The following is a 475-nucleotide window of genomic DNA, read 5'->3' as shown; positions in this document are numbered from 1 at the left end:
GTTGCTTGCGCGTCTGGTAGCCGCACGAAGCCGCATCGATGCGCCCACCCGACTTGCCCACCCAGGTCCACTTGCAGCCGCAGTACAGGTCACCCATGGCACTACTGGCCTGGTCCAGGTACACCTTCTGCTTGGCCACCACCTTGGCCTCGGTGAACGTCGCTGGCGGGTTGGCCAAGGCAGGGAGGGTGAAGGAAAACACTAAGGTTACGGCGTAAAGCAGTGATTTCATGGGAAAAACATATTTCAGATTGGGGGGCGCATTGTAATGCTTTCCCCGTCGCTGGCCAGCTCGCTGAGCCATACCAGCGGTCGGCCCGGGTCGTCGCCGGCCATGCGGTCGAACGTGGCTGAGTCGAGCATATCCCTGACCTGAGCGCCCATGCGCAGCAGCCGCTCGATGAAACCGGCACCGACGTCGCCATAGTCCTCAAGCGAAACGCCGCTCTGGTTGTGCTGTATTGCCAAGTGGTAA

Annotated in this window: 2 protein-coding genes; both read right to left on the bottom strand. The window is 60.8% G+C overall.

Translation table 11 applies throughout. The annotated features are described in order from the left end of the window. Window positions 1-232, bottom strand: a 232-nt coding sequence (locus EOE48_RS28695; protein ID WP_425463695.1) for an HNH endonuclease family protein, incomplete at its 3' end; no start/stop codon positions are given. Window positions 233-246: 14 nt separating this feature from the next. After that, window positions 247-475, bottom strand: a 229-nt coding sequence (locus tag EOE48_RS28690) for a hypothetical protein (RefSeq protein ID WP_210249618.1), incomplete at its 5' end; no start/stop codon positions are given.

The sequence above is a fragment of the Methylobacterium oryzihabitans genome (assembly GCF_004004555.2).
Lineage (GTDB): Bacteria > Pseudomonadota > Alphaproteobacteria > Rhizobiales > Beijerinckiaceae > Methylobacterium > Methylobacterium oryzihabitans.
The sequence above is the reverse complement of the archived record's forward strand: the minus strand, read 5'-3'. Positions and strand labels throughout refer to the sequence as shown.